At 48.3% G+C, this 15,382-nt stretch carries 15 protein-coding genes; 7 read left to right on the top strand and 8 right to left on the bottom strand.

Going from position 1 to position 15,382, the window contains the following annotated elements:
* Nucleotides 1-17 precede the first annotated feature (17 nt).
* Together KYK33_RS01915 and KYK33_RS01910 are read right to left on the bottom strand one after the other, a co-directional pair.
* A protein-coding gene (locus tag KYK33_RS01915) for an IS3 family transposase (protein ID WP_224431203.1) occupies nt 18-1,168 on the bottom strand; the annotation gives its coding sequence in 2 pieces (ribosomal slippage) (nt 18-934 and nt 934-1,168; 1,152 coding nt in all).
* A gap of 86 nt (nt 1,169-1,254) precedes the next feature.
* A complete protein-coding gene (locus tag KYK33_RS01910; RefSeq protein ID WP_201889066.1) occupies nt 1,255-2,346 on the bottom strand; it encodes a TauD/TfdA family dioxygenase in 1,092 nt (363 codons plus the stop codon).
* A gap of 144 nt (nt 2,347-2,490) precedes the next feature.
* On the opposite strand from KYK33_RS01910, the gene KYK33_RS01905 reads away from it, so the two are divergent.
* On the top strand, nt 2,491-3,456 hold the full coding sequence (locus tag KYK33_RS01905; RefSeq protein ID WP_201889065.1) for a hypothetical protein: 966 nt from the start codon (nt 2,491-2,493) through the stop codon (nt 3,454-3,456).
* A 4-nt stretch (nt 3,457-3,460) separates the two neighbouring features.
* Nucleotides 3,461-6,766 carry a UvrD-helicase domain-containing protein gene (locus KYK33_RS01900; protein ID WP_224431875.1) on the top strand — a complete coding sequence of 1,102 codons (3,306 nt, stop codon included), beginning with the start codon at nt 3,461-3,463 and terminating at the stop codon, nt 6,764-6,766.
* Between the two features lie 251 nt (nt 6,767-7,017).
* Here the strand turns inward: KYK33_RS01900 and KYK33_RS01895 are convergent, their stop codons facing one another.
* The 3 genes from KYK33_RS01895 to KYK33_RS01885 all read right to left on the bottom strand — a co-directional run bounded on the left by KYK33_RS01895 (nt 7,018) and on the right by KYK33_RS01885 (nt 10,044).
* Nucleotides 7,018-7,272 carry a hypothetical protein gene (locus KYK33_RS01895; RefSeq protein WP_201889063.1) on the bottom strand — a complete coding sequence of 85 codons (255 nt, stop codon included), beginning with the start codon at nt 7,270-7,272 and terminating at the stop codon, nt 7,018-7,020.
* 184 nt (nt 7,273-7,456) lie between these two features.
* Nucleotides 7,457-8,851, bottom strand: a complete 1,395-nt coding sequence (locus tag KYK33_RS01890) for a hypothetical protein (RefSeq protein ID WP_224431874.1) — start codon at nt 8,849-8,851, stop codon at nt 7,457-7,459.
* 311 nt (nt 8,852-9,162) lie between these two features.
* Nucleotides 9,163-10,044 (bottom strand): hypothetical protein, encoded by an 882-nt coding sequence (locus KYK33_RS01885; RefSeq protein WP_224431873.1) that lies wholly within the window; start codon nt 10,042-10,044, stop codon nt 9,163-9,165.
* 536 nt (nt 10,045-10,580) lie between these two features.
* On the opposite strand from KYK33_RS01885, the gene KYK33_RS01880 reads away from it, so the two are divergent.
* Both KYK33_RS01880 and KYK33_RS01875 read left to right on the top strand, forming a co-directional pair.
* Nucleotides 10,581-11,036 carry an antitoxin Xre/MbcA/ParS toxin-binding domain-containing protein gene (locus KYK33_RS01880; protein WP_318010409.1) on the top strand — a complete coding sequence of 152 codons (456 nt, stop codon included), beginning with the start codon at nt 10,581-10,583 and terminating at the stop codon, nt 11,034-11,036.
* Between the two features lie 276 nt (nt 11,037-11,312).
* Complete coding sequence (locus KYK33_RS01875; RefSeq protein ID WP_201889060.1) at nt 11,313-11,729, top strand: helix-turn-helix domain-containing protein; 417 nt, start codon at nt 11,313-11,315, stop codon at nt 11,727-11,729.
* Between the two features lie 57 nt (nt 11,730-11,786).
* On the opposite strand, the gene KYK33_RS01870 is transcribed toward KYK33_RS01875, so the two are convergent.
* The gene (locus tag KYK33_RS01870) at nt 11,787-12,104 is read right to left on the bottom strand and encodes an addiction module antidote protein (protein ID WP_224431872.1); all 318 of its coding nucleotides are present in this window, start codon (nt 12,102-12,104) and stop codon (nt 11,787-11,789) included.
* 63 nt (nt 12,105-12,167) lie between these two features.
* A complete protein-coding gene (locus KYK33_RS01865; protein ID WP_224431871.1) occupies nt 12,168-12,419 on the bottom strand; it encodes a plasmid stabilization protein in 252 nt (83 codons plus the stop codon).
* 504 nt (nt 12,420-12,923) lie between these two features.
* Here KYK33_RS01865 and KYK33_RS01860 point away from each other — a divergent pair.
* Nucleotides 12,924-13,661: a substrate-binding periplasmic protein gene (locus KYK33_RS01860; RefSeq protein ID WP_224431870.1), complete on the top strand. Its 738-nt coding sequence runs from the start codon at nt 12,924-12,926 to the stop codon at nt 13,659-13,661.
* Nucleotides 13,662-13,743: 82 nt separating this feature from the next.
* Here KYK33_RS01860 and KYK33_RS20105 read toward each other — a convergent pair whose 3' ends face one another.
* Entirely contained in the window at nt 13,744-13,866 is a 123-nt protein-coding gene (locus tag KYK33_RS20105; protein ID WP_157013978.1) for a hypothetical protein, read from the bottom strand.
* 413 nt (nt 13,867-14,279) lie between these two features.
* On the opposite strand from KYK33_RS20105, the gene yjbD reads away from it, so the two are divergent.
* Both yjbD and cspE read left to right on the top strand, forming a co-directional pair.
* Nucleotides 14,280-14,564 carry a DUF3811 domain-containing protein gene (yjbD, locus tag KYK33_RS01855; protein ID WP_040319253.1) on the top strand — a complete coding sequence of 95 codons (285 nt, stop codon included), beginning with the start codon at nt 14,280-14,282 and terminating at the stop codon, nt 14,562-14,564.
* 490 nt (nt 14,565-15,054) lie between these two features.
* A complete protein-coding gene (cspE, locus tag KYK33_RS01850; RefSeq protein WP_005316548.1) occupies nt 15,055-15,267 on the top strand; it encodes a transcription antiterminator/RNA stability regulator CspE in 213 nt (70 codons plus the stop codon).
* Nucleotides 15,268-15,382: the final 115 nt, after the last annotated feature.

Here is a 15,382-nt window from a genome sequence, read left to right as displayed (position 1 = left end):
GAATCGCTCCGGCTTCTCTAGACACTTTTGAGCCGTTCGAAATATTGCTTTTCACACTCTACTGGCGATAGCCCGTTGTTGAAACTGTGCCGGCGTTTGGGGTTGTAAAACATTTCAATGTAATCGAACACATCCTGCCGGGCTTCCTCACGATCCACATAGGTTTTGCGACGGATACGCTCGCGTTTGAGGAGCTGGAAGAAACTCTCCGCTACCGCGTTATCATGGCAATTGCCGCGCCTGCTCATGCTGGCCTTGAGCCGGTTTTCCCGCAAAAAATCCTGCCAGTCATAGCTGCTAAACTGGCTCCCTTGGTCGGAATGAACCAGCACTTCTTGTTCGGGTCGCCGTCGCCACACCGCCATCAGTAACGCACTGATGGCCAGCTCTCGGTCGATCCGCTGCCCCATCGACCAACCAATGACGTGTCGTGAGAACAAATCCAATACCACAGCCAGATAGAGCCAGCCTTCATGGGTGCGAATGTAGGTGATGTCCGTTACCCAGACCTTATTGGGCTCGGTCACATCGAACTGACGTTCCAAATGATTCGGTGCAACCACCGTTGGCCGGCCACCATAATGGCCTGGACGGCGGTGATAGCCGGTTTGTGAACGTAACCCTTCATGTCGCATTAATCGCGCCACCCGGTGCTTGCCACAGGTCTCGCCCATTTCTCGCAGGTCATCCCGGATCTTGCGATAACCATAGACGCCCCCGCTTTCTAGCCAACATTGCTTGATCTGGCCCAGGAGGCGTTGATCCTCCTGGGCTCGGGTAGATAAGGGCTGCCGCTGCCAAGCGTAATAACCGCTCGGATGGACATTCATCATCCGGCACAGCCTGCGGACGGGATGCGTGGACTCGTGCTCCCGGATGAAGGCGTACCTTACCCTGACAGCTTGGCAAAGTACGCGGCGGCCTTTTTTAAGATATCTCGCTCATCGGTGACGCGGCGCAATTCGGCCTTGAGACGGCGGATCTCGGCTTGCTGGCTGGACTCATGCTGCTGCACGTCGGGTTGGCTATAGCGTTTGATCCAGGCGTAAAGACTGTGGCTGGAAACACCGAGTCGCTCGGCGACCTCTGCCACTGGGTAATGGCGCTCAGTCACCTGCTTGACGGCGGCCAGTTTAAATTCTTCCGTGTAACGTTGCTGCTTGCTCATAACACCTCCTGAATGACCTCAGTTTGAGGCTCTTGAGGTGTCTAGGAAAGTAGGGGCGATTCAACAACGCCAGTCGAAGCTTTAACTTACGGATACAACATGAAAGTGCTGTCTTCATGCCACTGATCGGGAGCGATATCCGAAACATCCAGCCCGTATGTACGTAACAGCCAGCGTGTCTGTCCACCATACTCCTGCCCAACCTCGCTGCGACCATGCAGCGCTATGCGGTTATTTACCAGAGCGATATCACCTGGTTGTAGCGAAACACCAATCACGCACTCCGCACACGCATTTTTCAGGGCGTCCATAGCCTCTTGGGCAGATTTTTGGCCGATCTCAGCAACCTGTGTACTGCTATGGCTAAATCGGATCCACCAGTTTCCACTCATTGGGAAGAGCAGCTTCGCGTCATCGACTTCGAGCTCATCACCCAGGAGTCTAATCATTCCATCGCGGAAGGTTAGCTGTGAGCCGATGATGTACTGAGGCTTCTGCAGCTCTTCAATATGCTCTTGGCTCAGGCGTGCCATGAGGTGTTTGAGAGGCATGACCGTAGTGGGCACCGGTTTCGGATTACGTAGTGCAGACAAGCAGACGAAGTCAGGAGAGGGGGCAATACGGTTATTCTCTGGGTCGTGATAACCCCTTAGCGGGAAGGAAACGCCATCTGTATGCCCACTCATCTTGCCAGCTGATTTGTCGGTGAATACCCCTTTACCTGGTGGAAACACTACCAAATTCACGAATAGGTCACCCTCATTTTCGGATCCATAAGAAACCGAAACAGAATCGATCGCTGCAAGACAGGCGATCGTAGTGACCCGAGCGAGCACAGTCCCCTCTACATTAGGAACAGGGCGAAAATCTATCGGGGTTTCCGGAAGGCCTGATGGTTCGAAAGCAGCCTCAAGTTTCAAGAAGGGCTTCTCCCACGCGAGAGCTTTAACCTTGGCACGGCTGCAATCACGACCTTCCAACTCATGCTCGATCATCGGCACCAGCTCACGGCCCAGTGCAACAGGACGCGTCAGATATTCAAGCATTTGCTCAATAGTTAGGCTAGCTCGCCAATTGGTGACTGCGGCACGTACTGCTTGTGAAAAAATTGCCTCGATCAATTGTGCCCCTTTCTTCGTGAGTGATATAAAATCGATATACGCCAGCGTGATCCTCACGCGCGCTCCTACTAGTGACCAATCTTGTCTATGAAAATGCTGACGCTTCAGAGTGCTGATTATCTCCAAGGATGCGCTAGTTTCCTAGCCCATCTCAAACCATTCATGCGTCTGCGAGAAATCCCCCAAGGTATTGAGTGTGAGATGGCTCTGGCCAATGGCCAACCAGTGGTGGTCACTGGCAAGGACGAGCCGCATTTGCTGCTCGGCTTGATGTCTGTGCTGGTGGAACGGCTCCCTGAAGTTCGCACTAGCGAACTATCAGGGATCGCACCGGTCTCAAGCATTACGCCTGTCGACAAGCAGGCTTTGGAGGCAACCATGCAAACTACTGCTACTACTAAGAATACGAATAAAGGCACTCAAGTTACACGCTTGCAAATTGGATTAACTACCAAGGTCTCGCTGCACGAGCAGGTCAAGAAAGTAGCAAAAAGGCGTGCAGTCTCGGTGTCGATCGCTGCGCGGGACTTGTTGCAAGAGGGCTTGGCCAGATTTGATAAAGAATCGAGGACAATAAGTCCTTCAGACCTACTGACCGATTACGAGCGCAAGGCCAACGATTATGAAGGGGCGAAATCTGAAAACTGGGTAATCCGGGCTGACCGACGCTTGGTTATGAGAACCCGGTTACGGGCAGGGGAGCACGAGCGCTCGCTTTCGTCATTCGCTAATTACATTCTCGCCGATGCGCTGAGCTATTGCCCTCAAGCTACAGCTGTGCGCGCAGAACCTTCAGATCCGGGTATCACGGATGAAGCTATTGCAGAGGCCATGCTGTTAATTCAGCAGTCCTGTGGGGTCAAGGCTCGTGAACTAGCGCCTAGAATCGGCTTGGGGAAACATCGTGCGCTGACCAACATGGTTCTAGGTGGTACTGTACTGGCACCGGCACGAGTGTATGAGAAGCTTTCCGCCTGCTTGGAAGTACCTCTCGGTGTGGTGTCGGTTGCACTGGAGCGCCAGTTTGCCGCTCAGGCGGTGCCAGCATTTAAAGCGACTAACACTAAACCTGCTGTGCAAGTGCAGCGAAAAGCTTGGAGTGTCGCAGTCAAAGAGCTTCAACTACCTGCCGACGAGCAAGAACGCCTTCTGAAGCTGGAAAGCTAGTAGTGTGAACCCATTTGACCGGGCGCGTCGGCAAGCATTTGAAATCAGAGAAGCTCTGGTTGGATTGGACGCTTCTCTGGGGGGCGTAAGTTCCATTGAAATACTGGCCCAAGTTGAAAACGCACTCGAAGTTGCGATCGAATTACTACCTTTCGGGCACCCTGAGCTGGGCGGCGGCTGTGGAGTACTGAAGCGAGAGATTCAAACCATCTATGTTCGCAACGATGCACCTCCCGGCGAAACGGCATATCTCATCGCCCACGAATTGGGACACTGGTATCTTGACGGTGACCGTCCAGCACAAACTATTGCCCACCTGAACAACATGACAGACTCCTATGGGAGTCAGGCTACGGTCACAGTCGAGGCTTACGGAGCTCGTGAACGCTTGGAGCTTCAAGCTAATGTCTTTGCCCGCGAGCTACTACTACCACGTAGTGTTGCAAGACAGCTGTTCCAACGCGGCATCGGTGCCACAATCATCGCGGACGACTTGCAGATACCGCTGGAAATCGTTCGCCTACAACTGTTTGATGGAATCCTGCTACCTATATTGCCTCCAACCCCACCGCCATCCTTGCCACCCATGACACCGGGGCAGTGCGATGCCGCCACTGCTTCGGAAACTTTCGTCAATGTCGTTGCAGGACCAGGAACGGGTAAAACAACTACACTGATACATCGTATTAAACACTTGGTTGAACGAGGCGTCCCTTCCAATCAAATTCTCGTGTTGACCTTCACCAACAAAGCAGCCAATGAGCTGGTAGAGCGCCTTAAGATTTCTGGTATCGTCGGGGCCTCCGACGTTTGGGCCGGGACGTTTCATGCCTTCGGACTCGAATTTCTTCGTAAATACCATCAGTTCTTTGGCCTCCAATCCGACGTTAGACTTGCAGACTCGCTGATGCAAGTTCGCCTTATGGTGAGCACACTGCCCAAGGTGCAGCTTAAGTACTACCTGCGACTTCAAAATCCTTATGATTGGCTCCCCGGCGTCCTAAAGCATATCAAACGGCTCAAGGAAGAATGCCTCACCGCCGCCGACTACCGAGCGCGGCTTGCTACTCTGCCCCCCTGTGCGCCTGATGTGTCAAAAGAGCGTGAAGACATTGCCACCCTGTTCGAGGCTTATGAAACCGCAATGCGAGCAGAGCAACTGGTTGATTATGTTGACTTGATTGGCTTCCCTTCAGCTCTCGCCAAGCAAAACCGAGCATCAGTTGCCCAATACATCGATCATTACTCGCATGTACTGGTAGACGAGTACCAAGACGTCACCGAAGTAATGGTCGATCTTCTTCGCCAATTGGCGCTGAATGCGCAGTCATTCTGGGTGGTTGGCGATGTGCGCCAAGCCATCCATCATTGGCGAGGCGCCTCGATCAGAAGCCTTATGAATTTCGATTCTACCTTCCGCAGCACCATTCTAGGCGCTACTGTGCGGCGTTACTCCTTGGATGTTAATCGACGAAACACCCCAGAGATTTTGGAGCTATTTTCATGCGCAGGTACCCATCACGCCTTAAGCGACCGGATGGCGCTGGAGCACGTCAATGCATTTCGTCCATCGATCGGGGTTGTGCCGACTCTGTACGAATGTGACTCAAGACCCTCCCAAGCCGTCACGATTGCCCAACGTATTAATGGGTTGGTACAGAGGGGAGTCCCATATAGGGATCAAGTTGTGATCAGCCGTAAATCTGCAAATGTTGAGCAGATTGTGGAAGCTCTTGAAAATTTGAATGTGCCGGTACTGCACATTGGCGATGTCTGCCAGCGTCCCGAGATAAAGCGATTGCTCTGCCTGATGGAGCTACTCTGCATGCGACAACCGCGCTCTTTGGTGGGTTTGGTATCAGAGCCAGCGTTTTGCATGCTCCCTCAGGACATCGAATATCTAATGTTCCTGACACGCAAAGGCGCTGGATTAAGCATGCAGAGAGGACGTTGGTTATGGCTGCCCACTCCCGGTCTCTCGCCAGCTGGCCAGCGAGCCAAGACAAACCTCGCCTTGCTACTGACCGGACTAAAGAGAAACTCCATGCCGTGGGATTTTGTATCCAGAGTTCTGCTCGATCAACGTTATGGGCTACCAAACCACGCAGACCAGACGATTCAAGCAAATGCCCAACGCTTAGCGCTCTGGCTGTTTGTCTACGCAGTGCGCAATGATGACGGAGATATACGCCAAGCACGACTTTCCCAGTTCCTGCTTCGTGAAGAGATACGTCGCAGAATCGGAGAGAAGTTAGGCGATCGAGGTTTGCCCCCAGAGGCGCAAGTCTTGGATGCTGTAAGTGTCATGACTGTGCACTCAAGCAAAGGACTTGAGTATCCAGCAGTCCATGTGGCAGATATAGATGTCACCTCATACGGCCCTAATCAACCCTTTGCGTACGATGTGCGGAGGTTGGAACTCATACCTCCTGAGGTACTGAATAGCACCGCGCCGGAGTTTTCTTTCGAGGAGCAGGTAGAACGTAATAACCTCCTGTATGTCGCTCTCTCTCGTGCACGTGATTACCTCTATTTATATGAGATCAGCGGGTGGCCGCGTCCCGTACCACTGAATCGTGCCTCCACCTCGAGCTTAGTCAAGCGCTCTGGAGTAAAGGTACAGCCAGCACCAGAAAGGCCTATACCTATAGTCAGAAGTACCATAATGCCCACACTGAGCTATGAGGCGTTTCGGGTATACATGAACTGTCCCTTGCAGTTTCACTATCGCTATGAGCTTTCGCTTACTGCTGAGCAAAACATCGACGTATCAACCCGCGCACGCCGGGCCATCGTAGACATGCTACTGGCCGTTGCAAGAGATAGTGTTGTCCCAGCGACAGCATTCCATGCAGCCTGGGTATCCTACGGTTTGCCGAGCAAAGAGGAAGATCCTGGCTTGATGGGCGATGCAATAACCTCTGCCAAGCGTGGGCTTTCTGTCGTTAGTCGTGTCAGCGGCACCGTCGAAGAAGGCATGGTATCCGAAGTTAACGGCATACGAATTACACTCCCCTGGATGCTCACTGATAAGGGACAGTTGCATTGGATCCGGGCACAGGCGGGGATTCAGTACACCCTTAGCCATCTGCGTCCTATGATGCTGGACATCAATGGATCCCAGAGACCAAGTGCGACGATTCACTCCATCATTACCGACCAACATGTTATGAACGGACCTTCTAAAAGGGCCGAAAGTACATCCGTTTACAAAATGGCCCAACGCTTTGCGGCAGGTGACCGAGCTGCGTCCAAAAGTAGGCGCTGTGGCAGCTGTGCCTACCTGAGTATTTGCCCCAGCATTCCCTGATGGTGGTATGGGAAACACATGCAGCTTGCTGCTTCTGACGAGACCCGCCGAAAAAGCAGTTGTAAGGGTATGGACTGACCAAGTATAACTGTATGTTTTTAAAAACAAATAACTTGGAAATTGATGAAGGCGTATGGAGAACATCTAAAGCTCTTAGCCTCCTAAGAGGCCCCCAGGAAAAGGCTGTTGTAGTGAAGGAAGATAGCCGAGATTTCTGCTTCTTAAGATCCTGCGCATGTGGTGGCTTTAGTCTAATTCATGAAGTAAATCATGGCCTGAGTAACGGTGATCTTGTGCTCCTTTGCATAGGCTTCTATGGTGGCCATTTTCTTTCCGGCTTCAATGGCCTTCTTGGTCGTAGAACATTCTTTTGCATTAATTTTCATCACCATATTCTTGGATGGCTTACTATTTCCAGCCCCCTTAACTGCGTAAGTGGCGTTATTAAGCATCGCGCCATCCACGATCTTAGCGGTCTTCTTTCGTTTCTTTTTACTTTCTGCCATTTGTTCTAACCTTCTTTTTTGCGACCCAATCTTATTGGGAAGGAGCGAATAAATTTCCTATTCGATGGAACTGGAAATTTTCATCATTCCTGCCTCATCGATTATAGGGGACATCTTTGTGTTAAATTGTTTATTACACCGTCCCTAAAGGCAATTTTTACAGTCAAAAGGGGCGTTCAGGCTTTTATCCCGTCGATGTAAACCTGCCTATAAATCCACAAGCATGGCAGTGAATTTCTATTTCATTTTTTCTCATTTTTGTTTTAACTGTGTTAGAACTGCAGTCGTTACAAAAAAATATATTATCATCACAAGATTCTGGAATGTTACCAGACTCTCGTGAACTAAACCTTTGAGGATATAGCTCTTGCTCCCAGTATTTTCCTGGGGCCTTTACAAAGCCTGCATCTTTATCTCGCAGGAAAAAATCATAGAACACTTCACTTATAGCAGACCGTGGGGATTTTGAATTTCGATTGGATTTATAGGTTTCCCATTTTTCATTAAGCGCACGCTCTCCGAGAGACAACATCTTATTAGGAATGATATTACTAGCTTGTTTTTTACTTATCGTCCCATTTTTTGCGTAGTAGAGTTGTGCATCTTCAACCGATTTCCTTACAAAATAGTATATTTCTTGCACTGAAAAATTACGGAGAAGTTGATTCACAACCGCCGGCGTTTTGTTCGTTGCAGAAATTGGCATTTTCAATTCATCGGCTTTCAAAGCCATATATTGAAGAACTTCCTCTCTGGCAATCTTAAAAATAATATTATATATTTCACTCTCCCATTGAGCTTGTACTCCGTTACTTAATTCATCATATATTTTATTATAAACATCTTTTAGGGGGGCGCGATCTTCAGAGTGAAAAGCTACATTTGAAATCCATTTGACGTCGCCGAAATTAATCGTATAACAATCATGACCTTCTGGGAATGCTCTCAAATCAGATTGTGGATCTACAATAATCGCTTGAACATCGGCCAGCACCCTAAGGCACTCATCAGACATTTCATCTGTCGGAGTGAATAGCTTTGACTTGGTCAAGTAATTTAGTGGAAGTATGCGATCAGATTCTTCTTCCGTTTGCATTATGAATAACGTCAGCAATGATAATTTACATGAAAAGTTCAGCTCAGAATAAATAGTTGGTTTTATGATGTCAGGATTGCATTTACCCTCTATAACTTTCCTCTTTATCTTATCCGCCGCTTCCTGTTCCTCAAATTTAACTTGCTCGCAATGTTTACACGAACAATTAATTTCTATAAATCTATTTTCATTAGATATTTTGTGCTCGCAATTAAAACACTCTATAGGAGGTCTCTGCCAACTAGACTGATTCTTGCTATCCCGTTTTTTATACATGGGAATATTACAACAAGGGCAATTTTGATCTATGAGAATGCGTGGCGGTAGGATTTTAAGCAGGTTATTAGGTTTTACATCTATTTTATACTCTTTGACTAAGTCTGAATTTTTTTCTCCATCTAAATATTTTTTATACAAAACTTCAATATCTTCTGATGAAAGATGGCTAATTTCTTTTGCCAACCCAGGCATTTTTAACGACATTTCTTTCCCTCTGAAAGCAATAATTGCATTGATTCAATAAATATAAAGTGACAACTTGCCATCCATTATTTGGTGGCTTATTACCACCTCCCTAATACAGTATAGAGATAGGTGTGCATATCTTACTGTATTTTGCAGATGGTCCACCATGTCATAACGAATGAAATTATATACTTATTTCTCATAATTCACATCCTTCCACATCTTAAACAGATGTCAGATTAACAACGGAGGCAATGAATTATGAGGGTGGCCATGAGAGATATCATGGTCTCAAAAACCACCATCACATACATTATTCAACCGAATTTTCACTTTAAATTCGTGAAAGGAATCTCAATTCCATAGTCATAACGCACCCCATTATCATTGATTGACCACTGTCCTTTTCCACCAAGATTTCGCAAGGAGGAAAACAATTCGCAAATCCCGGCACAATGATATGGCGTTATTTTACCATTTTGAAAATCTATTACATCGAAATTATTTATACGGCAAATTTTTATTGCACCGTCAAAGCCCAGAGAGATAAATTGCCTGGCAATATTCGTGAGGAACCCTAGCATATATTGTTTAAACCAAGGTTTAGCAGAAATCTTTCGACTAGTAATGGTTTCTATTTCAAGATCCCATTCCCGGCTAACAATTTTCACTGTTTTATTTTTAAAGTAATAGTAAGAGTAAAAATGTTGACCAAATACCCATGGTTCTATGTGCAGATTGATTATCGATGGATTTCCTTGACGAATAAAACTAGTTAACACATGGCTGGCGCTATCGTCATAATACTCCAACAACGATATAATACGCTCTGCCGATAACGTTTCACTTTCGTTAATTGCTTGATTGAATTGTGATATAATGTATCCGGATATCCTTGATATTTTCCCTTCGACAATTTTTCCTATAAGACTTTCTTTAACATGTCTTTCAGGATTAAAATGACTTTTCAATTCTTGACTATATGGGGATATGATATTCTTGAAGTTATCTCTATCAGCAGTGTTAACTAAGCCATAAAAAGCAAAGTATTTATCTGCTTGAGTTCCAAAGCGGTGAGCTAGACACGCCCAACTTTCACAATTATAGCGCAATGCGACTACATCTTGTGCATAGCTGAGGCTTATATCTAATGTTTTTGAAATGAACTTTGCATGTGCCCTTGATTCGACACAAGTAGGATATCGAGACATTGATTAAGCTCCTCTTTATTACTCTTATGTGCTCACGAACCATAAAAATATGAAGAACTTTAATCAAAAAATCTGATTTTTGTTTGCGCTGCATTCCGCTTTAGCCGTGAGCTGCTAGGTCGCGCTAACCAGTATTAAACGTAACGCATAGGAAATATAGTGTCAATCAGAAAATGGGGGGGTGAGAGGGGGATGGATGGGTGGCTGAGTATGGGAAACACCTAAAGTTCGTAACCTCCGACGAGGCCCGCAGGAACAAGGTTGTTGTAGTGGAGGAAGGTAGCCAAAATTTCCGCTCAGATCGACTGATCTATGGGGAGGCTAGTATGGGAAATGGCTAAAGTTGTAGGGAAAGGTAGTGTGGGAAAAACCTAAAGTTTAAGTGTATGTTTTTTTTAAATGAAATCACTTGAAAATTGATGGAGTCGTATGGGAGCACCTAAAGTTCTGTGCATCATCCCCCTCCATAGCCTTCCCGCAAGATCTCTTTATGGTTATTTTTAAGGCTATCTCTGGAGAGTAGGAGCACAACCATCATGATGACTTTCCCAGCATATCGCCCGAACCGCCCACGCTCAACGGTCCACAGTCTTGCTTTATCCCTAGGCATTCCGAGCGACCCATTGGGCATTCATTTGTGGATTGTTGCAGGTATCACACCCGGCATTCTCATTCGTCTCATTGAGTCAGTCAGGTCTGACATGAAGACGATTTGCCATCTAACCGGGATTAGTCGGAGTACCGTAAACCGCAAGCTCAGGCATGGAACAGCTCTAACTCTTGCGCAAGGAACCAGGCTATACGGAGTCATACAAGCTCTTGATGCGGCAATTTCGCTACACGATGGTGATCTTGCTATGGCTATGACATGGTTACATTGTTCTACCAAAGGGCTGGGGGGTGAGAAGCCCGCAGATGTCTTAGCTACGGCAATGGGAGTCCAAGCGGTGGTCGAGCTCATTGGTCGGATCGAACATGGTATTGTGTCATGAATCCTGACTACACATCGGTTAGATACCGTCTTATGAGGATATGGCACAGAAGTGCTGGAATAGCTAAGGAAGGTGCGAACAAGTCTCTGACGTGAAACGACAAGCCTCAGTTGGGGCCATTCAATCCTCAGCAGTAAACCGATCGCTGGGTGTTCTCATATTCGGGTGAGAACATGAGTGCTCACTCTTTGAGCGCCGCTCTCATTTCTGACAGAATCACCTGATCCAGATAAACGTTATTCATGGCAAGTACCGGTGAAACAAGGAGTAACCATCATGTTAAACCCTGCGCTGGTTCAGATTAGAGAAGCATTGGCCCAAGTGCCCTACATCGCCCACATCAATAATCAGGATGATTATGAGCGAGCTCTTGAGCTGGTGGGCGAGCTGGTCGATAACTATGACACCAATAAGCAATTGATTGAGTTGCTTGCAACCAGTATCGAGCGCTGGGAAGACGGGGCTGACGAGTTTGCCGACTTCAACAAGGCTTTGGCATGCGTGGAGCCGGGCATTGCTGTCTTGAAGACGTTGATGATTCAACACCGATTGGGAGTGGCTGACCTGCCTGAGCTGGGCTCCAAGTCCAATGTTAGCAAACTGCTCAATGCAGCCGAGGGTAAAAAACTGACTCGCCGACATATCGAGGCGCTAAGCAAGCGCTTTGCTGTGTCACCGGCACTGTTCTTTTGATTGCCAGTGGAGTTAATCCAACTCAAGTTAGATCTGTAGTGCTGGAATAGCTAAAAGCTATCGTTCCACAAGCCTACTAACTGAGTTTTGCATTAGTTCTATCCGAAATCCCAATACATTTGCCAGTTTTGCTATTGTGGCGAAACTTGGGTTCCCTTGACCTGACAAAACGTCAAGGATGCTATCTCTGCTCATTTTGGCATCCATTGCAAGTTGGCTAACGCTCCGAGAACGGGCGATATTGCCGAGAGCAACACCAATCATCGAAGGGTCACCATCCTCTAATACAGCTTCCAGATAAGCTTTTATGTCTTGCTCATTTCGCAGATAAACCGCTGCGTCATAACGGTTAAATGTTAAATCTTTGCCTCTCATTACACCCCCTCTACACTTTAGCCAAGACACTTGTAAACAAGCTGTGAAAATGTGCAATTGTCGTCATAGGTCATCCAGCGAGACGCTGACCCTGTCAAGTGAGGCCATGCGTTCCTCAACTATCCGGTTAAGCTCGGCGTCTTCGACCAGCTCGACATAGTAGGCAAAGAGTTCGGGGGGCACACAGTAGAAGGCTGGTTCGTTGCGGTCGAGGATGGCAACGGCAGAACCATTGCCCTTCTTGAGTGTGCCCATCGGGTTGCGTTTCAGTTCGGTGATGCTGGCCGCAGTCGCGGAGAGAATCTGGTTGCTCATAGTCGGGGCCTGATGGTTTGGGTACCAATTACAGCACTGCTAATCGCACCTTCACAGGCGCCTTTTAGTGTACTCGCCCTGCCTCGCTACACTTGGCAGCCAAAAAAATGGATGACAGATGATGTTAGGCAGTCCCTGCGTATGTCAGTATACAACACTGATTGTTAGAGACAGAAATTGTGTAAACAACTCCCCAGTAATTGAACGTTTGTTTACACAAAGGAAGATGAAGATTGCAAAAAAACCAAATAAACTATTGATTATAAAAGCAAATTTATTTTGTATACATGGGGTTGGTATATGCAACCGTTCTAATTAATAGCTCTACAAAGGCCCTGACCATTCAGGGCCTTTTTTTTTTGCAAACCTGTGCAACATTGCGTGCATTCCTGACGCAAAGAAGCCGCATCCCCCCCCCGATTTCTGCCCGACTCTCGTCCCGGGACAGAGGGCGTGCAAGGGGGGCAGGTTATAATGCAGTGAATCGCCATCGAGTAGTGGGACATGATAAAACGCGGGATCCTGATCATTGGGTTAGTAGTGAGTGGATTGCTGAGTGCCGCACCGCTCAAGGTCGGTGTCAGTTTTGCCATTCCACCCTACGTCATAGAAAAAGAGGCGCAGGGCATAGAGCTGGATCTGCTGCACACCGCCTTCATGGACAGTGGCTATCAACTCGATTTCCAATATCTGCCCCTGGAACGCACCTTCCGCATGCTGGCCGACGGCAAGCTGGACGCCATCATCAATGTCAGACCCGGCATGCTGGATGGGGCCTTCCTCTCCCGCCCCGTGATCCGCTTCCACAATCAGGTATTCACCCTCAGTCCACTCAAAGTAGCCGACCTGACGGCACTCACGACCCTCAAGGTAAGCGCCTTCCAACGGGCGACTCAGATACTGGGCCCCGAGTTTGCCACTATGGCCGCGAACAATGCCCGTTATGAAGAAGTCGCCAAGCAGCAGGGCCAGGTGCACCAGCTGCTGCTCGGCCGGGTTGATGCGGTGGTGATGGATGAGCGCGTCTTCTATTACCATCTGGCGCAGTTAAGGCAGGAGAGAGCCGAACCGCACATTTATAACCGGGAACGGATACGGGCCAACGTTCTGTTTGAGCCCACCCTCTATCACTTCGCCTTCAGGAATGCGGCAGTACGGGATCATTTTGATCGGGCTCTGCTGGCGATGCGAGTGGATGGTCGGTACGAGCAGATCTTCGCCAACTATGGCGCCGAACCATGATCCCTGCAGCAGGCACCCGATGAGCGGCAATAGAAAAGCCAGCCCGAAGGCTGGCTTGTGGTACTGGCTCAAGTGAGCTGAGTTACTTCATGACGCTATCACTCTTGAGATCGGCTTTCTGGCGCTTGGCCTCTCGCTTTTCCTTCAGTGACATCTGCGGCTTCTTCTTGCCATCTTTGCCGTTGTGATGTTCTTTGTTACTCATCATCAAACTCCAAAAATGTGACCGACACTCGGGGGGCTAACCCCTGCTGCAATCCGAATCGTAAACTACAGTACTTCCTTGCCTCCCCATTGAGCGGGAAGCAAAATCAGCATACTCCCTAATCAAGGCCGGGATCCATCCCCATTTGCTCCCCCTCCTCATTCCCTTTGCATCGGCTTTTTTGACCTGAAGAGCGAGCAAACCATTCATGCATATCACTATTTAATTTAACGCCTGGCCAGAACCCGCATTTAATGTTCTATCTCTCGTCACAAATATGTCCGGCAGAGAGCCAAGTGAACAGGGAAATAATTCGGCACTAACAGGGGGTAAATGTGATGGCAAGCGGAGAATAAGAAATAATCAGCGAAATGTGATAAGGTATTTCATTCCCAACTTGCCAGGAGAGCCCCGTGAAAAAATTGGAAATGAAAGATCTGACCGATAAAGAAAAAGCCGATATCGCCCAATTGCTGCAAAAGGCACAGGCCAATGCGGATCATCCGCTGACCAATGGCGAGCGCAACAAAATCCGGGAAGAGGGCCGCCTCAAGGTGGTTGCCGATCGCGCCGAAGCCGCCAAAGAGGCCTCTCGCCTTGCTCGCGAGAAAGCCAAGGAACGGGCTCGCAACCAAGTGCTGCCAGAGACCTTCAGCTGGATTGACTCCGTCAGCGACAAGTTCCGCGGCCGCCGCTGACCACTCAGGCTCGTCACCCAGGGACAACACATCCCGAGTGGCGAGTTCGAGACTGACTCGGATCGCCCCTTAACCACAATTTTTTCAGGTTTTTTCACCCGACCCGCCCTCCGGCATTATACCCAGTAGGCAGGGGCGATAATTCAGCGCCAAGGCAGGCCATACAAGGTTCTGCCTCTTTTCTCCTCAAAAAGCACCTGAACCATTCAAGTCTCTTTTTTGGGGAAAGTGATCACCAGATCGGCTGCTGAAAGAAATGATTTACGAGATAAAGATTGCCATCACTGAGATGGCATGTTTTAATGTTTCTCGATGGTTCGGTAGTTCAGACCACATTATGTTAGGTAGTCTCTAGTAAAGCAGTGATTAGATAAGAGTTGTCCTCGGATTCCACTTATCAAATAATTCTCCTTCTTTAGTGCGCCATACGTATTCTGACGAAAAATCATAAATTGCCATATGGCACTTAAACACTGTAAAGGAAATTATTATGTCTAACAAAATGACTGGTACCGTTAAGTTCTTCAACGCTGAAAAAGGTTTTGGCTTCATCTCCCCGGCTGACGGCAGCAAAGACGTGTTCGTACACTTCTCCGCTATCCAGTCCACCAGCTTCAAAACCCTGGACGAAGGTCAGCGCGTTGAGTTCACCATCGAGCAAGGCCAGAAAGGTCCTGCTGCTGCCAACGTAGTTGGTCTGTAATTCAAGCCAAGGGCCAGTAACCAGACCCAAGTCTGCTGACTGACCACTGCAAGAATTAAAAAAACCCGCCTAGGCGGGTTTTTTGTTGTCTGAAAGTTGCCTGAAAAACGGTGAA

The organism is Aeromonas rivuli (genome assembly GCF_020149575.1).
Lineage (GTDB): Bacteria > Pseudomonadota > Gammaproteobacteria > Enterobacterales > Aeromonadaceae > Aeromonas > Aeromonas rivuli.
Note: the sequence above shows the minus strand (reverse complement) of the source record. Positions and strands in the feature narration are given on the sequence as shown.

What these genes read in the sequence shown, in the direction of transcription:
- cspE (WP_005316548.1), top strand. Translation starts at nt 15,055, where the DNA reads ATGTCTAACAAAATGACTGGTACCGTTAAGTTCTTCAACGCTGAAAAA.
- KYK33_RS01875 (WP_201889060.1), top strand. Translation starts at nt 11,313, where the DNA reads ATGTTAAACCCTGCGCTGGTTCAGATTAGAGAAGCATTGGCCCAAGTG.
- KYK33_RS01860 (WP_224431870.1), top strand. Translation starts at nt 12,924, where the DNA reads ATGATAAAACGCGGGATCCTGATCATTGGGTTAGTAGTGAGTGGATTG.
- KYK33_RS01895 (WP_201889063.1), bottom strand. Translation starts at nt 7,272, where the DNA reads ATGGCAGAAAGTAAAAAGAAACGAAAGAAGACCGCTAAGATCGTGGAT.
- KYK33_RS01880 (WP_318010409.1), top strand. Translation starts at nt 10,581, where the DNA reads ATGATGACTTTCCCAGCATATCGCCCGAACCGCCCACGCTCAACGGTC.
- KYK33_RS01865 (WP_224431871.1), bottom strand. Translation starts at nt 12,419, where the DNA reads ATGAGCAACCAGATTCTCTCCGCGACTGCGGCCAGCATCACCGAACTG.
- KYK33_RS01890 (WP_224431874.1), bottom strand. Translation starts at nt 8,851, where the DNA reads ATGTCGTTAAAAATGCCTGGGTTGGCAAAAGAAATTAGCCATCTTTCA.
- KYK33_RS01885 (WP_224431873.1), bottom strand. Translation starts at nt 10,044, where the DNA reads ATGTCTCGATATCCTACTTGTGTCGAATCAAGGGCACATGCAAAGTTC.
- KYK33_RS01870 (WP_224431872.1), bottom strand. Translation starts at nt 12,104, where the DNA reads ATGAGAGGCAAAGATTTAACATTTAACCGTTATGACGCAGCGGTTTAT.
- KYK33_RS20105 (WP_157013978.1), bottom strand. Translation starts at nt 13,866, where the DNA reads ATGAGTAACAAAGAACATCACAACGGCAAAGATGGCAAGAAGAAGCCG.
- KYK33_RS01905 (WP_201889065.1), top strand. Translation starts at nt 2,491, where the DNA reads ATGGCTCTGGCCAATGGCCAACCAGTGGTGGTCACTGGCAAGGACGAG.